Genomic DNA, 16,614 nt, shown 5'->3' with positions numbered 1-16,614 from the left:
ATTCCTATCAACAAGCCATATGGGCGTGATGATCGAAAAGGGCTAAGGTTATATCAAAAATCATCTCGGTCATCAACTAATTATTCGCCGGCCACCACTAACACGGTCATTGCCTTGCCAATCTTGCCAACATTGAATCTCTAAATACCCATAATCCTTAAGCATAGACGTTACTTTGGATTTTTGATCAAAACCATGCTCCAATAATAATAGCCCGCCAGGCTTAAGCCTAGCAAGACTATGTTTAATAATATGTTTTATCGCTGTGAGGCCGTCATCACCACTAACCAAAGCAAGCTGTGGTTCGAAGCGAACGTCTCCTTCACTTAAATGTGGATCATTTACCGCAATATAAGGGGGGTTTGCCACAATGGCATCAAAAAAAGATTGCGTTGTGATGTTTTCAAACCAATCAGAATGGTAGAAAAAAACATTGGTTAAATTTAAGCGAGCAGCATTTTCTTCAGCGGTTTGGATGGCACCCTGACTGCAATCGCAAGCGGTTATTTGCCAGCAAGGCCGTTCTGATGCACATGCGAGAGCAATGGCGCCACTGCCTGTACCCAAATCAAGAATGTTTGCTTGTGTTTTATCTGCGAGCAGGCTTAGCGTAAGTTCAACAAGAAGCTCAGTTTCAGGTCGTGGTATAAGCGTATCCTCACAGACTTTTAAAGGCAGTGACCAAAATTCACGTACACCTGTTAAGTATGCAATAGGCACGCCTTCTATTCGCTGAGCAATCAAACGTTGATAGGTTTGCCACTGTGCTTGCGTTAATTCTGCATCGGCATGGGCATAGAGGAAGCTACGGTTTTTCATCAATACATGTGCCAGTAAAATCTCTGCATCCAGCCGTGGACTAGCACTATGCGCTTTAAGCTGGTCTACCACATGTGTCAGTACATCTTTAATCTCCATCATGGTGGCCCAATTCAGCGAGCAATTCGGCGTGGTGCTCGCGTTGTAATGCATCAATGACTGGATTTAAATGACCTTCCATCACATCAGTCAATTGATAAAGCGTCAAGTTAATACGATGATCGGTCAAACGGCCCTGAGGAAAATTATAGGTGCGAATGCGCTCGGAACGATCCCCAGTCCCAACCAGGGATTTGCGCGTTTCGGCTTGCTGTTGACGTTGTTTACTTAATTCTGCATCCAGAAGTCTGGTTTTAAGCAAGGCCATTGCTTTGGCACGATTTTTATGCTGGGAGCGCTCATCCTGGCATTCCACGACAATGCCCGTTGGCAAATGAGTGATACGGATAGCTGAATCTGTCTTATTAACATGCTGACCTCCAGCCCCAGAAGACCGATAGGTATCGATACGCAATTCATCAGGGCTAATATCAACATCATCAATTTCTTCGAGTTCAGGCAAGACAGCGACAGTACAGGCAGACGTATGTACACGTCCTTGAGACTCCGTTTCTGGGACGCGCTGCACACGATGGGCTCCGGATTCAAATTTTAATTGTGAGTAAACGGAACCTCCACTGATGAGGGCGATAATTTCTTTATAGCCCCCATGTTCTCCATGGCTAGCACTAATCACTTCAACCTGCCAACCTTGAGTCTCCGCATAACGGTGATACATACGAAATAAATCTCCAGCAAAAATCGCCGCCTCATCGCCTCCAGTACCTGCCCGAATTTCCAAATAAATATTACGGGTGTCGTCGGGATCTTTCGGAATCAGATGCCACTGTAATTCTTCTTCCAATTTGTTAAGTGCTTTCTCCTCTGCATCAATTTCCTCAGCTGCCATGGTAGCTAATTCCTTGTCATCGCCGGCTGCTAGTTCTTGTAGAGATGTCAGATTATTGCGGGCTTGCACATAGTCGTTATAACAATTGGCTATTGGCTCTAGTTGCGCATACTCTTTAGATAACTGTTTAAATTGATTTTGGTCAGCAATCACTGAGGCTTCAGAAAGTAAACGCCCAACTTCTTGGAAACGCTCAAGCATTTGCTCGAGTTTCAATTCAATCGATTTTTTCATATGGAAATGGGTTGATAGAAGGATTAAATAAATATTGGGCTAAATCGAGCAGTTCTTCTCGTCCGTCCCAAGCTGCATGGCGTAAACCGACAGTTGGATGGTGGGTTAATTTGTTGACCAGGCGTTCACAAAACTCCTTAAGCACCATCGTTTGATCATGGCCAGCCGATAATTTACTCTGAGCCCGTTGTAATTCCTGCTGCGCCAAATTTTGCATATAAGCACGGTAATCACAAATGAGATTCTTTGCTCGCAATGAACGGTGCCGACGAATGAAATTATCAAGCTCGCTTTCTATCAATTGTTCAGCCTGCAACGCCGCCTCACGACGCTCGTCCATACCTTTTTCAATCATTGATTGTAAGTCATCAATATTATATAGATGAATGTTGTCTAATTCGGCAACATCTGCTTCGATATCTCTGGGTACTGCTAAATCCAGGAAAAACATCGGTGTTCCATCGCGTTTGGTTAAAGCATGTTGCACCAGACTTTTATTGATGAATGGCAGCGGGCAAGCAGTGGCCGAAATAATGACATCAGCTTGAGGAAGGTATTGCGGTATATCGCCAATCGTTAAGGCTTTTCCCCCAAAAACGGCTGCCAGTTGTTTGGCATTGTCGGTTGTGCGGCTAGCAATAACAAAATGCCTTGCACCTTGTTTATATAAATATCTGGCGACGAGGGAAGAGGTTTCACCTGAGCCAATGATAAAAACGTTCAACGTCTGATAATCTGAAAATAGCTCGCCAATAAGTTGTACCGCAGCGTAAGCAATGGAAACCGGGTTGTTACCAATACCACTGCGACTGCGTATCCGTTTACTGGCGCTGAAAATATACTGGAAAACATAACGCAAATTGGTTTTCACTGTGCCTAATTGACAAGCATGCTGATAAGCTTGTTTCATTTGCCCAAGAATCTGCGGTTCACCCAGCATCATGGAATCTAAACCACTTGCAACGCGTAGCGTGTGGCGAATACCATGATGTCCATGGTGAATATATAGTAATTCAGGGGCTAATTGATGCTGCTCTGCTAACCAAGTAGCGATGTTATCGGGTTCCTCAGTATCACAATAAATTTCTGTGCGGTTACATGTCGAGAGAATAGCTGCCTCATTCACTGCAGGCAATTCAATTAAATTGTGGAGCAAAGTCTCTTGCATAGGCAAAGGCAGAGCGACTTTTTCGCGCACATTGAGCGGAGCAGTCTTGTGATTTAGTCCACAGGCAACGAACATAGAGTATTTAAAAATAGCAGCAGAATAATCTTGGGATTGTAAACCATTAACTTTAGAATTTATAGACTTTTATCCTTTGCTATTAGGGCCTACGCATGAAAAAACACTTGACATCGACGTCCCGCGGCTTGACCGCGGGACGTCGAAATTAGGTAAATATCATGCGTAGGCCCTATCTGCACCACAAACTCAAGTAGTTTTTCTTTTGGCCGCTAACAAGAGCAAGCACTTTGCTCAGGAAATCTTTCCTGATAGGGAGCTTTTAGAATGGAAATCATTTTTCAAGGTCAACATAATAGTGAAGAAGCGGCCGAAAGTTTGTTAACCGTGCTACGCTTATTTAAACAACGATACCATATTGGACAATTTCGGGAGATGCATCTCACTGTAACGTTGGTGGATGAGAATGGAGATGAGGTAGAGCTTGTTGATAGCGAAACATCTAAACCCTATCGGACTTTTGAAGTTTACAGGCATGGGCATGAGTTGAAGGGTAAACGAGGGCATCCAGTTTTACAATTGGTAGTCGATAATACACGCTAACGGGGGTTTTAATGGTATGGGGTGTGCTTGCGTTTATTATAACCCTAATTTTGGTTGTAGGGATTCATGAGGCAGGCCATGCTATCGCTGCACGAATTTTTTCTGTAAAAATTCAACGCATTTTTATCGGTTTTGGCAGACCCTTATTTACCTGGAGAACAAAATCAGGTTATGAATTGGGTTGGGGTATTTTGCCGTTAGGCGGTTATGTGCACCTGCTCAATTCGCGTACCCAAACCGTATCCCCCGAAGAATTAAAATATTGTTTTGACAAAAAACCTGTTTGGATGCGTATTAGCATTCTAATCGCTGGAGCTTTGGCGAATTTAATTACTGCGTTGTTAGCGTTTACCATTATGTTCTCCATCGGTTACCGCGAAATTCCACCCATTATTCAATCTATCGTTCCTACGAGCGTTGCAGCAGAAGCGGGCCTAAACGCAGGGGATCGGATTGTGGCTCTCGATGGCAGAGAAATCCATTCATGGCAAGAAGCGGGGATGCGGGTGATTATGTCTCTTGGTAAAAAGAATGTTCTTGTTGTTGTTAGTAATAGGGAAGGAGTCTTACGAAACACGACGATTGATCTAAGCCGATGGTATTACCAAAAGCAAGATAGCTCCTTACTAAAAGGCTTGGGAATTGTACCTGATCCATCCACACATGCTATTCAGATAAAAAGAGAGCCATTGGGATATGCTTTTTACCATGCCGTCACCAAATCCATGCAGTTACTCATTTTCTTTTTAGTCATGATCAAGCAATTACTGACTGGAGTGCTCCCGTTTGCAGTACTTCTTGGACCAATCGGTCTATTGGAAGTTTCCACCACTTCTTTTTTGCAGGGGCTAGCGGTTTTTTTAAGTTTCATTGCAAGTTTCAGCCTCGCAGTTGGTTTGGTAAATTTATTTCCTATCCCCGGTCTCGATGGTGGTTCAATTGTGTATGCCTTAATTGAAAAAGTTCGCGGGCAGCCGGTTTCTGTTGAGATGGAGATTCTGCTACATCGTTTATTCGTGATTGCGTTTCTTGTTCTTTTGGTGCAACTGCTGCTAAATGACGCTCAGCGATATTTTACGTAGCACGCGCACAGCACCACACATCAACACGGTGTACTCCCTGTTTTTTGAAGAGCTTGGTTAATTCCGAAACAGTGCTGCCAGTGGTGAGTAAATCATCCACTAAAGTAATATGTTTATATTGCTGAGGTTTTACCGCAAAGGCATGACGTAAATTTCGCCTTCGTTCTTTTCCACTCAGTTGGGCCTGAGGTGCAGTGTGGTGAATTTTTCTGCACAAGGTTAACTCACACGGAATGTTCAAATGTTTTGCGAGTAGCTTGCAAAGCTCGGCAGCTTGATTAAACCCTCTTTCGCGCAACCTTTTAGGGTGTAAGGGAACTGGAACCAGGCATTGTGTTTGTATTTCAGGCCTAGGGAGCGCATCCAGCATTAATTTAACCAAGAAATGACGCAGAAAGAGTGCACCATTGTATTTATAGTCATGCAATAAAGTGCGCAATGGTTCTTCGAAGCGATATGCGATCAGTGTTTGATCAAAATTTGGTTTTGTTCTGCTGCAACGCCCACATACTAAAAACTGATCATCGAGTAAGGGAAAAGCACAATAATGACAAGCTGGTCCTAGTCGTGTGAAGAGTGTTATGCAACGTTTGCAAACGGCATAAGGTTCACGATGATAGCGATAACAAACGATACATACCGAGGGCAAACGTAACATTTGTGATATACTGCCCAATTTATGATACACGAGAGTTGGCTTCCTATCCTTTTACTTGCGCCTCTATGATGAATCTCCAAGCCGAAATTTGCAATACGTTTAACAAGCATGCAGCAGAATATGAACAAGCTGCCAAAATCCAGAATGAGATTGGTCAGCGTTTGTTCGAACGTTTGCATTATTTAAAAATTAATCCTCGCTATGTTCTTGATTTGGGTTGCGGCACAGGTCTTTTTACCCTACAACTGAAAAAGCGTTACCCAAAAGCTGAAATCATTGGCTTGGACTTAGCACAGGCGATGTTACTAGAGTCTCGAAAAAAGCAAAGCTGGCGGCGCAAATGGTCTTTAGTCAATGGCGACATGACAGCACTTCCATTTGCTACAGGGGCATTTGATCTCATTTTTGCTAATCAGGCTATCCATTGGTCTGAGTCATTAGACATGGTTATCCGTGAATTAAATCGTGTTATGAACGTTGCAGGCTGTTTAATGTTCTCAACCTTGGGTCCAGATACGTTCAAAGAACTAAAACAAGCTTGGCGATTAGCCGATGACCACCATGCTCATACGAATGAATTTATGGATATGCATGATATTGGTGATTGTTTATTACACGAGCGTTTTCTTGATCCAGTGGTTGACATGGAGTTAATAACTGTACATTATGGTAATTTAAAACAGTTATTAGCCAATTTAAAAGCACAGGGGGTGCGCAATATTAATCCCAAGCGTAATGAAGGATTGACAGGAAAGAATGCTTGGTTAGATTTTGAAAAAGCCTATAAAGAATTGCTTACCAAAGAGGGTAAATATCCTCTTACTTATGAAGTGATTTATGGTCATGCATGGAAAGGGGAACAGCGTCGAACGGGTGATATGACAGAAACGTTTATCCCGATATCGCAAATTTTACGAAGCGAGAAGTCGCCATAATAATCACCTAAACTTACAATTATTTCATTGAAAGAAATCTAGGCTTTAAGACCATTGCGCTTCAGTGTAAAGCGCTATAATTTAAGTGATCCAAGTTTACTGGTAATAGCATCTAGGAGTTCTCATGGAATTTGTCAGTCGTTATGTTGCTCATCAACCTGATGCCCAGGGTATGGTGGATTATTCAAATGAAGAGCATCGGATTTGGCAAATACTTTATGAACGTCAGATAAAAATTTTACCTGGAAGAGCGTGTGATGAATTTATCCAAGGTTTAGAAATGCTTGATCTTGGACCTCAAAGAATACCCCAGTTGCCAGAGATCACTCGTCGTCTTAAGGCTCTAACTGGCTGGGAAGTGGCGCCTGTTGCCGCATTAATTTCTGCACGTGAATTTTTTCAACTTTTAGCTGAGAGATGTTTTCCTGCGGCGACGTTTATTCGCTGTGAAGAAGAAGTTGATTATGTTAAAGAGCCGGACATTTTTCATGAGCTATTTGGGCATTGCCCTATGCTAACCCATCCTGTCTATGCTGATTTTGTTTGTAATTATGCCCGTAAGGTTTTAAGCCTGCCTGAGGAAAGATGGCCTCTTCTGCAACGTCTTTTCTGGTTTACAGTAGAATTCGGATTAATTAAAACGCACCAAGGTTTGAGAGCTTATGGTGGAGGTATTTTGTCTTCAATCAGTGAAACGCCTTATAGCGTCGAAAGCGATGCCGCTATGCGTGTACTTTTCGACCCAGTTGTTGCATTTCGCACACCTTACCGTATAGATATGCTGCAACGCGTTTACTTCGTCATTCATAGTTATCAAGAGCTTTATGATTTTGTTGAAGCTGACATTGTGAGACTTATGGATCGTGCCCAAGAATTAGGTGAGTATCCACCTTTCTTTCCTGTGGATAAGGATAACCCCAGTATTCACATTTTGGCTTGTTAGGGGCCCCCTAGTCCCTTTATCTTTATAGCGGGGACCTCAAAATGTGGACTATACTCAAAGTTGAACATTCCTGGTCCTTCCTTTTGATGAGGCAGGTAATGTTAGGGGACGTTTTAGCAAATTAACAAGGAATCAAGGTTAATTGAACGATAAATCAGCACCAATTGTAATGATTGATTACTCTTGCTAATATCGATGCATGTTTTGTGTTCATTGGCCGTGAGTCAAGGAGCATCGCTTGATTAAAGTTCTAATTGTTGATGACCATGCCCTAGTAAGAATGGGGATTCGACGATTATTGGAAGATCTGCCTGATGTAGAGGTGGTGGCTGACGCCGAGAGTGGTGAACAAGCTTTGACGTTAGTCAAATCACATAAGCCTGATGTTGTGTTGTTAGACATGAAAATGCCAGGCATAGATGGTTGGGAAGTAACAAGACGGCTTAAGAAAACGCATCCTCAAATAAAAGTTATTGCTGTGACGGCGGTATGTAGTGAACCTATGCCTACACGTGTTCTACAACTAGGCGCCATGGGTTACTTGACAAAAGAGTCGGGTGCGGAAGAAATGGCAGCAGCCATACGGAAAGTGGCTAAGGGCGAAAAATATCTCAGTGCTGAGATCGCACAAAAAATGGCGATCAGTAGTTTAGAAGCACCTCAGGAGTCTCCTTTTGATTTATTATCCGAACGCGAGATGCAGGTGATGTTAATGATCACCAGTGGCATGACCGTTCAAGACATTGCGGATAGGTTATTTTTAAGCTCCAAGACGATTAATGGGTATCGATATCGTATGTTTGAAAAATTAGGAATAAAAAATGATGTCGAGCTAACATTTCTAGCCATGAAACATCGTGTTATTGAGCAGCCCAATGACGCCCTGCATGACGAATAGGGGGCTGTCAACAGCCCCTGGTCTATTCTATATTTTATGCTGTTATAATTTTATAGATGAATGAAAATATACACTTCACGGACATAACGACTTTCTTAGCCAATCTTACGAACGACCCAGGCGTCTATCGCATGATAGACAAAGAAGGGACGGTACTATATGTAGGAAAAGCTGGCAACTTAAAAAAGAGAGTCAATAGCTATTTTAGTAAGCAAAATACTGGTGCTAAAACACGCTCACTGGTTAGCCAGATAGCTTCTATTGAAGTGACTATTACACGCAGTGAAACAGAGGCACTGTTATTAGAAAGCAATCTAATTAAAACGCTGCGACCCAAATACAATGTGCTATTGCGGGATGATAAAACTTATCCTTATATCCACGTAAGTACACATATTTTTCCACGCATGGAACTTTACCGCAGCAAAAAAAAGCCGCAAAAAGGTGAGTTTTATGGGCCTTATCCCAGCGTCGCTGCAGTTCGCGATACGCTGAGCACCATCCAAAAAGTGTTTAAGATCCGCAATTGCCGTGACAGCTATTTTAACGCCCGTTCCCGACCATGTTTACAATATCAAATCAAACGTTGCAGTGCCCCCTGCACTGGCTACATTTCTCCTGAGGATTATCAGCAATCTGTTAATGACGCGACTCGTTTTTTGCAAGGGAAATCACAACTGATTTTAGAAGAGCTGGCTAAACGAATGGAGCAAGCTGTAGCACGCTTGGCTTTTGAAGAAGCAGCAATTTTACGCGATCAAATCAAAAGCCTACGATTAATCCAAGAGCAGCAAGGCATTGTGCAATTAAGAGGGGATGCTGATGTCATTGCCATCGAGGCACAACCAGGTTTTGCATGCATTCAATGCGTAACAATCCGTGATGGTCGTGTCTTGGCAAGCCAAAGCTTTTTTCCGTCCGTTCCCCATCGTGAATTTATTGAAGATCAACAAGTCGAAAATGACTTGTGGCAACAGGTTTTTGAGGCTTTTGTTGCTTTCTACTATATTGACACTCCCGAACGAATTCCTGCTTTGATCGTGACTCACCAACCAATCGCGGATATTGAAGCGCTGCAAACGATGTTAGGTGAATTGCGAGGAAAGGCCTGCCAGATCCAAACAAAACCAAGAGGGGTAAAAGCTCGCTGGTTAGATTTCGCTCATAACAATTTGCGTTTGGCGGTTGCTGATTTTATTGCTTCTTCTGTGACCATGAAAAAGAGGTATGAGGCATTGGCTGAATTGCTACAACGAAAAGAGGCTATTCAACGCATGGAATGTTTCGATATCAGTCATACGCAAGGCAAAGCAACCGTGGCTTCTTGTGTCGTCTTTGATGCAGAGGGTCCGCGCAGAAGCGACTACCGACGTTTTAATATTCATGACATCACCCCGGGAGATGATTATGCAGCCATGGAGCAAGCGATTACCCGCCGATTTAAACGTTTACTACAAGAGCAACGCTTACCTGATGTCCTAGTCATTGATGGCGGTAAAGGGCAAGTTACTGTCGCAAAGCGTATTCTTGAAGCACTACAAATCACAACAATAACCTTATTGGGCATCGCCAAAGGTCCGGAAAGAAAAGCCGGTTGGGAACGTTTGATCTTGCTCACGCAGGAGAGAGAAATTAGCTTGCCCGCTGACTCACCTGCCTTGCACTTACTGCAACACATACGTGATGAGGCGCATCGTTTTGCGATCACCGCACATAGAAAGAAGCGCCAGCATGCTACCCTTGAATCGTCTCTCGAAACAATAGAAGGGGTAGGGCCTAAGCGACGACAAGCGTTATTGCGTCGTTTTGGTGGTCTGCGTGAATTGGCTCGCGCTTCTATCACTGAAATCATTAAGGTGAGCGGGATTAATGAGGAGCTTGCCAAGCGAATCTATCAACATTTCCATCCCTGATATTAGGGTGTGTTGACAATTTACCCCCCGCCTACGTGCCGCGAACAAGTCGCGGCACGTAGGTGGGGGAGATGAAATGTCAACAGACTCTAGAGAGTATGGTTATATAGGTGTTAAGAATACTCCATCACCCAATCCAAGACTTGTGGCCATAGTTCTTTGTGTGCCAGCGGAGAAACCAGTGGTCCAAGGTGCTGAAACATTGGTCCATAGTCGGCTTGATACGTAAGAACCGCTACTGGAAGGTTTGGGACAATTGCCAATGCCTTCAACAAGGAGTTGGGTGGGACGACTTTCCCAGGAGGATTAATAATGGCTAGTGTAGGCGTTTTTAATTTAGTGATACCTGTGCGGCGGTTGCCGATTTGTAGAGTGCCCTTGAGGAATCGATCCTTGCGAAAGAGCTGTTCAATGGTTTCTTCGAAGAGATGCCATGGCAAAGGCAACTCGTCATATGTCCAACGTCCAACGCGAGTATGAATTTCTAGAGCTTGGGGATCAAACCAACTCGCGGTAAGGTCAGTAAAACGCTGAAACTGAAAAACTTCAGGTGAGGCGGAAACACTCAGAATATTGATAAAAGAACCTGGAACAGGGCTTCCAACCAATAAATGAAGTGTTTCCAGTGAAGGTATGGCTGCTGCAGCATTAGCTATGGGGCCGCCATGCTCGCCGAATGCAAGGGGTGAATCAATAAGAACGAGTTTTTGCAAACGTTCTGGGAATAAGGTCGCAAAAATAGCTGCAAACGTTCCTCCAAGTGAGTGACCCGCAATAATTTGAACGCGCCCTCCGCTCTCTGCTTCAATCACCTCTATGGCGGCCATAGGCAAGTGATGAGCGTACTCAAGCAAACCAAAATCATCTTCTCTTTGGGTTGGTAATGTCCATTCAAGCGCGTAGACATTGATCCCTCGGCTTAGAAATTGACGTACCACACTTATATTCGGCATCAGATCCCAGATATAGACCTGTTTAAAAGGGGCAGGGATGATAAGCAGATTAAGTTCGGATTTTTCATTTTTATTGAGGTATTTGCGTACTCTGGCGCCAGGAAGATCGGCAATGACGTGATAGGCTGCTTCATGTGGGTCAAGACCACACTGGCCTAATAATCTACCAATATACTGACGTGTCTGGTCCATCCATTCCATGGTTTATATCACTATTTTTTCCCACTCTATTTAAGCTTACCAACGAATGCAGGTGGGTGCAAAAAAATGAACTTGAACGTTCAGCTAAGGGAGCGGATGGAGAAACGACATACTTCTGAAACACAAAATAAAAACAATTTCTAAACTTTTTAAACAGATGACCGAAATAGAACTTAGAAGGTAACTGCTTGTTTCGATATATCGCCGACGGCAAGGAATTTACCTTAGGAATATAAGTTTTGTATTTTAAGCACGTTTCTTGCATTGGAAACGTTATATTGTAAAGAGTAGGGGAATCACGATGAAGAAATTTCTAGAAGTGATTGCACTGATGATACCTGCATTTCTAGTAAATGCAAATAGTTATTATGGTACCGGGCTGTGTGCGTACCCACAATACGAGTGTATCAAAGTTGGTAGTGGGCAAACATGGGAAAAACTCTTCCCTGATCCACAGCAGCGAGATATTGTGCAGCGTATCAATCGTACATATAACCATCTTTGGGCTGGCAAAGAAATCGCTGTTCCCCGCAATCTAGTCAATAAGACCCTATTTGATTTTTCACCTTTTCCTTTAGAAGTTGATACTGAAGGTGAAAAACTCGTGGTTGTTGATCAAGATAAATTGGCTTGGGCGGCTTATGGTGCCGATGGGCAATTAGTGAGATGGGGGCCTATTTCCTCGGGTAGTGATATTTGTTCGGATCGCAGCAGTAAAACGTGCAGAACGATGACTGGAATTTTCCATTTCTTCAGTAGAGAAAATGAGAAATGTCGTTCCAACGTTTTCCCCATTGGTCGTGGAGGGGCAAGAATGCCTTATTGCATGTACTTCCATAAAGGGTTTGCTTTGCATGGTTCAGAGGATATTCCAGGTCACAGAGCAAGTCATGGTTGTGTACGAATGTTTACCGAAGATGCGAAATGGATGAACCATCACTTCATAGACTTAACCAATGATAAAACGCAAAAATTGGGTACGAAAGTGATTATTCGTCCTATCATGGCCACAGCAAGTGAGAAGAAGAAATGAAAACAAAAACGCCAATGCTTAAGAATATTGTTTTATTATCTGCCCTGTGTGTAGGAATGGGTGCCGGAAATGCTGCCAAGGAATCTAAGGAAGTAGAAGACAATAGAAATCCGCTTGGTTGCTATGACACAGGCTTTCAATTTGATTTAAAAACGTTGCATCTGCTTCCTGGAGAGGCGGGTCCAAGACAGTCAATGTATTTCATATTTAACACATTGGATCAAAAGATTAATCTTTACCAAATGCGTGATGAAGAAAGCTCACGTACGATGTATATGAATCACTCGATTAATGCACGTCAGTGGGCGGTACTATCCACTACCGAGAAAAAGGTTAAATTTATTTGTACCGTTCCAGATGGTAAGGAAGAGTATGGCAAGATAGTGGATTGTGCCGAAAGCCTGCGAGTGTGTGAATATACCAATGTGCGGTATGGTTTAAATAATCGAGGTAATTACTGGATAGTAAGTAGCAATACCAGAAGTGGCGCACTAAGGGCAGTTGTGCATTATGGCATTATTCCTGCGCAGTAAACCGTGATTAACAGCGGTACTAGAGAAGAGGGGAGTTACCATGAAATCATTTGCAACATGGTTTTGTCTGGTTGCAGCAACCGGAAGTCAGGTCGTATATGCGGCTAATGGCCTAGAGGCATACCGCCAAGGGAACTATCCTCTTGCGGCCCAGACACTCATCACTCAATCAGGTCAAGATCCTATTGCTGACTATTATTTAGGTCGAATGCGTTTGTATGGCTATGGTGAATTAAAAAATAATGCATTGGCGTTGCGTTATTTTGAGCAAGCTGCAGAAAAAGGGGTTTTGCCGGCGCAACTTTTACTTGCACGTTACAATTTGATTGCTGCAAATGATCCAGAAAAAGCATTGTATTGGTTTAAAAAGGCGGCTGCAGCAGGTGATCTTAGTGCACAATTATATTGTTCTGCTGCTAACCTATTTGGATTTGGTACCAAACCCAATGATGCTGGTAGACGTTACTTCATTGAGGCAGCCAAACGCGGTAACGCAATAGCCCAATACGCCTTAGGTGAACATTTTCTTGAGAGTCGTGACTCAAGAACTAAAAAATTGGGTGTAATCTGGCTAAATAAATCAGCCGAACAAGGGAATCCAAAGGCGCAGTTAAAATTAGCAGAATTACATGCTACTGGAGGCTTGGTACCTCGCAATGAAATTTTGTCTACTGACCTTCTACATAAATCTGCAGCCCAGGGATACTTACCAGCCATACGGAAATTAGGTGCGTTGGCTGCGGTAAAAAATGATATGGAAGCAGCGAAAGATTGGTACACCAAAGCTGCGGCCGCCAATGATACGCAAGCTGAAATTGCTTTGGCTGGTTTGTACTTGGATGATAAAAATAAATTATACAATCCTAAAACCGGCTTTATGTGGATGTTACAAGCTGCTCGCAACGGTTCTGCCGAAGCACAAGAGGCCTTAGCTCATATGTATGAGGAGGGGATTGGTGTTGCGGCTTCCCCACAGTTGGCTGAACAATGGCAACAAAAAGCAAAAGAGACGCTCGCTCAGCAAGCAAAATTAAATCCTGCGATAGAAGTATCCAAATGGTTAAGTAATGATAAGAGTAAACATTTTGATATTGATGGCTATCGTTTAGGTGGTATCTATAATGCCTGGAGGAATCCTCGTGCATTAAAGGAAAATAATTATAATGCGGCTCCGCAAATGCAAGCTGTCACTCGCACGGAGCTTTATAAGCCGCGTTTCACTATGATGGGGCCTAAACAAATTGCCATCAGTGAGTATTTTGATATGATTGCGCCGGCATTAAATCCTGATGATGCTACTTCCTTTTTGTTCCAACGCTACCCTCTAGATCCACAAATTGTAGCACTACAACAACATGAATCGTTGGCATTAGCTCATCCTCCAAGAGTTTCTATGGTTGAAGAAGGATTACCCTATCCGGTGAGTGGTGACCCTCAACCATTTGATTATTTTGAAGAAATGACGAGAGGATGGCAACATCAGGCCAATGTGCAAGCGGTTTTGAGTAAATTATATGGCCAGGCGATTTTAGGTGAATCTGCTTCTCAGTTCGAATTAGGCCAACTCTATCATTATGGTGTGGCAGTAGCTAAAAATATTCCGCAAGCAATCACTTATTATCAGTTGGCAGCCATGCAACAAGATGTCCGTGCTGAATATAATTTGGGTATTATATATCTGGAAGGAAAAACAGACCCAGTAGACTATAACCAGGGGCTTAATTGGCTCACTGATGCTGCTTTCAAAGGGAATGTTTACGCGCAATATGCACTGGCTAACATTTATGAAAAGGGATTTAAAGACCCGGCAGGCAACATGGTTATCCAACCCAATCCTCAGCAAGCAACGTCCATGTATTATCTCGCCTCATCGAATCATTATGGTCCGGCGCAATTCCGTTTAGCTGAGTATTTAGTGAAGCAGAAGAACGGAGGCTTAAGTGTTGCAGCCAAGCAAAATCGCATGCAATTAATTAAACGTTTGTATGAGGGAGCTGTTAAAGAGGGCGTCGCGGAAGCGAATCTGCCATTGGCCTTCTACAATGCAATGGATGGGGATCCAAAGAAACAACATCAAGCCTTTGAAGTTGCAAAAGAGGAGGCTAATAGAGGGAATGGCTATGCTGCTCTCTTGTTAGGCATTATGTTTGAAAGAGGGATTGCTGTCCCTACTAACGATGTTGAATCGTTATACTGGTATCAACAAGCTGGTTTAAATCCGGTTAATTCTTTTATTCTCGGAACTTATTATGCTCAAGGCTTAGGTGTTAATAAAGATCTGGAAAAAGGAAAGGCATTGTTGCAGCAAGCAGCTGATTCAGGTTTTTCTTATGCCGATCTTAATCTTGCTGTTTTAAAGCATGATGCCGGTGAGGATTTCATACAAGAGTTAGATAAAGCGCGTCAACTTGGCAATAGTACTGCTGGCCTGCTTCTCGCAGATTACTATCTTGCCCAGGCAGACAATCCAGAGAAAATGCAGCAAGCAAGGGATATTTATCAGCATTTTGCCGAAAAAGGTGACAAGGAAGCAGAGTTAAAGCTTGCATTCCTCTATGATAAGGGACTAGGTGGCGAGTCTAATACGGAACTGGCCGCAAGATGGTATCTCGCTTCTGCAGAACAAGGTCAGCCTGTTGCCCAATATTTATTAGGTCGTTTGTATCAACTTGGTAAAGTAGGCAAAGAACCTGATTATACTGAGGCAAAAAAATGGTATACCGCAGCTCGATCCAATTATCCTCGTGCGGCAGTTGCTCTTGGCTTCGTTTACGATACTGTCGATGATGATTATCAAAAAGCTTTAGAAAACTACCAAATGGCCGCGCAAAAGGGTGATAAGATCGGCCAGTTCAATTTGGGGTTAATTTATGAAGATGGTAAAGAAGTGCCTGTTGATTATGCCAAAGCTAAGGCCCTCTACAGCAAAGCAGCGGAGTTAGGTCATAAGCAAGCAATGACTCAACTCGCAGCGTTCTATTTTAATGGTTTTGCTGGTAAACGTGATGAACAACAAGCTCTGCATTGGTATAAAAAGGCTGCGGCTCTGGGTGATAGTGCAGCGCTATATCAGTTAGGGTTGCTTTCTGAGACAGGTGTTGCCACCAAGCTTGATTTTACCAATGCCGTTAAGTATTACGAAGAGGCTGCAAAAAAGGGAAATGAAAAGGCAAAACTGGCACTTGCTCGCATGTATCAATATGGATTAGGGGTGGTCAAAGACAGTCAAGCCGCAGCGCAATTATATACAGAGTTGGCTGCAAATAATAATGCTTATGCGCAGTATCAATTGGCTTTGCTTAATATAGAGGGTATTGATGGTGTACAAAAACCTGATGAAGGTAAACGTTTATTGCAACTGGCGAGTGCCAATGGCAGTCAACAAGCACGTAAGGTTCTGAATTGGCTTGATGCACAACAACAAGAACGTTTAAGTTTCATCGAACCAGTTATCATTCAACCAACACCTGTTTTAGCTGGTCAATCTGCTAATATGATGTATTTCGATGCCTTAAATGAATGGAATCGTGGAGATGAAACACTATCACGTATGATCTTGGATCGGATAATGAATCAATTCCCACAATACATACCAGCGAAGCGTGCTTATGAGCAATTAAACCAGGAGATTACTAACCCACTGCCTGTAAATTTAAGCTCTAATAATGAGTAACTCC

General features: G+C 43.0%; 14 protein-coding genes. 9 read left to right on the top strand and 5 right to left on the bottom strand.

The window, feature by feature from the left end; translation table 11 throughout:
• Positions 1-72: 72 nt before the first annotated feature.
• From prmC to hemA, 3 genes are read right to left on the bottom strand one after another with little or no spacing between them, the layout of a single operon-like run.
• Positions 73-921 carry a peptide chain release factor N(5)-glutamine methyltransferase gene (gene prmC, locus CKV79_RS09980; RefSeq protein WP_028372656.1) on the bottom strand — a complete coding sequence of 283 codons (849 nt, stop codon included), beginning with the start codon at positions 919-921 and terminating at the stop codon, positions 73-75.
• Entirely contained in the window at positions 908-2,002 is a 1,095-nt protein-coding gene (prfA, locus tag CKV79_RS09975; RefSeq protein ID WP_028372657.1) for a peptide chain release factor 1, read from the bottom strand. Before prfA ends, prmC begins: the two co-directional genes overlap by 14 nt.
• Complete coding sequence (hemA, locus tag CKV79_RS09970) at positions 1,986-3,245, bottom strand: glutamyl-tRNA reductase (RefSeq protein ID WP_028372658.1); 1,260 nt, start codon at positions 3,243-3,245, stop codon at positions 1,986-1,988. The genes prfA and hemA overlap by 17 nt, the downstream gene beginning before the upstream one ends.
• A 267-nt stretch (positions 3,246-3,512) precedes the next feature.
• On the opposite strand from hemA, the gene CKV79_RS09965 reads away from it, so the two are divergent.
• Both CKV79_RS09965 and CKV79_RS09960 read left to right on the top strand, forming a co-directional pair.
• Positions 3,513-3,788, top strand: coding sequence for a hypothetical protein (locus CKV79_RS09965; RefSeq protein WP_028372659.1), 276 nt, complete (start codon positions 3,513-3,515; stop codon positions 3,786-3,788).
• Positions 3,789-3,799: 11 nt separating this feature from the next.
• Positions 3,800-4,870, top strand: a complete 1,071-nt coding sequence (locus CKV79_RS09960) for a M50 family metallopeptidase (RefSeq protein WP_028372660.1) — start codon at positions 3,800-3,802, stop codon at positions 4,868-4,870.
• Here the strand turns inward: CKV79_RS09960 and CKV79_RS09955 are convergent.
• Complete coding sequence (locus tag CKV79_RS09955) at positions 4,863-5,528, bottom strand: ComF family protein (protein WP_231950098.1); 666 nt, start codon at positions 5,526-5,528, stop codon at positions 4,863-4,865. The two genes, CKV79_RS09960 and CKV79_RS09955, sit on opposite strands and share 8 nt — an antisense overlap.
• Positions 5,529-5,596: 68 nt before the next feature.
• Here CKV79_RS09955 and bioC point away from each other — a divergent pair, with 68 nt between their 5' ends.
• The 4 genes from bioC to uvrC all read left to right on the top strand — a co-directional run bounded on the left by bioC (position 5,597) and on the right by uvrC (position 10,217).
• Positions 5,597-6,463, top strand: coding sequence for a malonyl-ACP O-methyltransferase BioC (bioC, locus tag CKV79_RS09950; protein WP_028372662.1), 867 nt, complete (start codon positions 5,597-5,599; stop codon positions 6,461-6,463).
• Positions 6,464-6,587: 124 nt separating this feature from the next.
• Complete coding sequence (gene phhA, locus CKV79_RS09945) at positions 6,588-7,406, top strand: phenylalanine 4-monooxygenase (protein WP_028372663.1); 819 nt, start codon at positions 6,588-6,590, stop codon at positions 7,404-7,406.
• Positions 7,407-7,644: 238 nt separating this feature from the next.
• The gene (gene letA / locus CKV79_RS09940) at positions 7,645-8,304 is read left to right on the top strand and encodes a two-component system response regulator LetA (RefSeq protein WP_028372664.1); all 660 of its coding nucleotides are present in this window, start codon (positions 7,645-7,647) and stop codon (positions 8,302-8,304) included.
• A gap of 56 nt (positions 8,305-8,360) precedes the next feature.
• Positions 8,361-10,217 carry an excinuclease ABC subunit UvrC gene (uvrC, locus tag CKV79_RS09935; protein ID WP_028372665.1) on the top strand — a complete coding sequence of 619 codons (1,857 nt, stop codon included), beginning with the start codon at positions 8,361-8,363 and terminating at the stop codon, positions 10,215-10,217.
• 113 nt (positions 10,218-10,330) lie between these two features.
• On the opposite strand, the gene CKV79_RS09930 is transcribed toward uvrC, so the two are convergent.
• The gene (locus tag CKV79_RS09930; RefSeq protein WP_035915127.1) at positions 10,331-11,362 is read right to left on the bottom strand and encodes an alpha/beta fold hydrolase; all 1,032 of its coding nucleotides are present in this window, start codon (positions 11,360-11,362) and stop codon (positions 10,331-10,333) included.
• Positions 11,363-11,672: 310 nt separating this feature from the next.
• Here CKV79_RS09930 and CKV79_RS09925 point away from each other — a divergent pair, with 310 nt between their 5' ends.
• From CKV79_RS09925 to CKV79_RS09915, 3 genes are read left to right on the top strand one after another with little or no spacing between them, the layout of a single operon-like run.
• Positions 11,673-12,404: a L,D-transpeptidase gene (locus CKV79_RS09925; RefSeq protein WP_028372666.1), complete on the top strand. Its 732-nt coding sequence runs from the start codon at positions 11,673-11,675 to the stop codon at positions 12,402-12,404.
• Positions 12,401-12,937, top strand: coding sequence for a hypothetical protein (locus CKV79_RS09920; protein ID WP_028372667.1), 537 nt, complete (start codon positions 12,401-12,403; stop codon positions 12,935-12,937). The genes CKV79_RS09925 and CKV79_RS09920 overlap by 4 nt, the downstream gene beginning before the upstream one ends.
• Before the next feature lie 40 nt (positions 12,938-12,977).
• Positions 12,978-16,610 (top strand): SEL1-like repeat protein, encoded by a 3,633-nt coding sequence (locus CKV79_RS09915; RefSeq protein ID WP_028372668.1) that lies wholly within the window; start codon positions 12,978-12,980, stop codon positions 16,608-16,610.
• The last annotated feature ends 4 nt before the right edge of the window (positions 16,611-16,614 follow it).

This window comes from Legionella lansingensis, from assembly GCF_900187355.1.
GTDB classification, from domain to species: domain Bacteria; phylum Pseudomonadota; class Gammaproteobacteria; order Legionellales; family Legionellaceae; genus Tatlockia; species Tatlockia lansingensis.
Note: the sequence above shows the minus strand (reverse complement) of the source record. Positions and strands in the feature narration are given on the sequence as shown.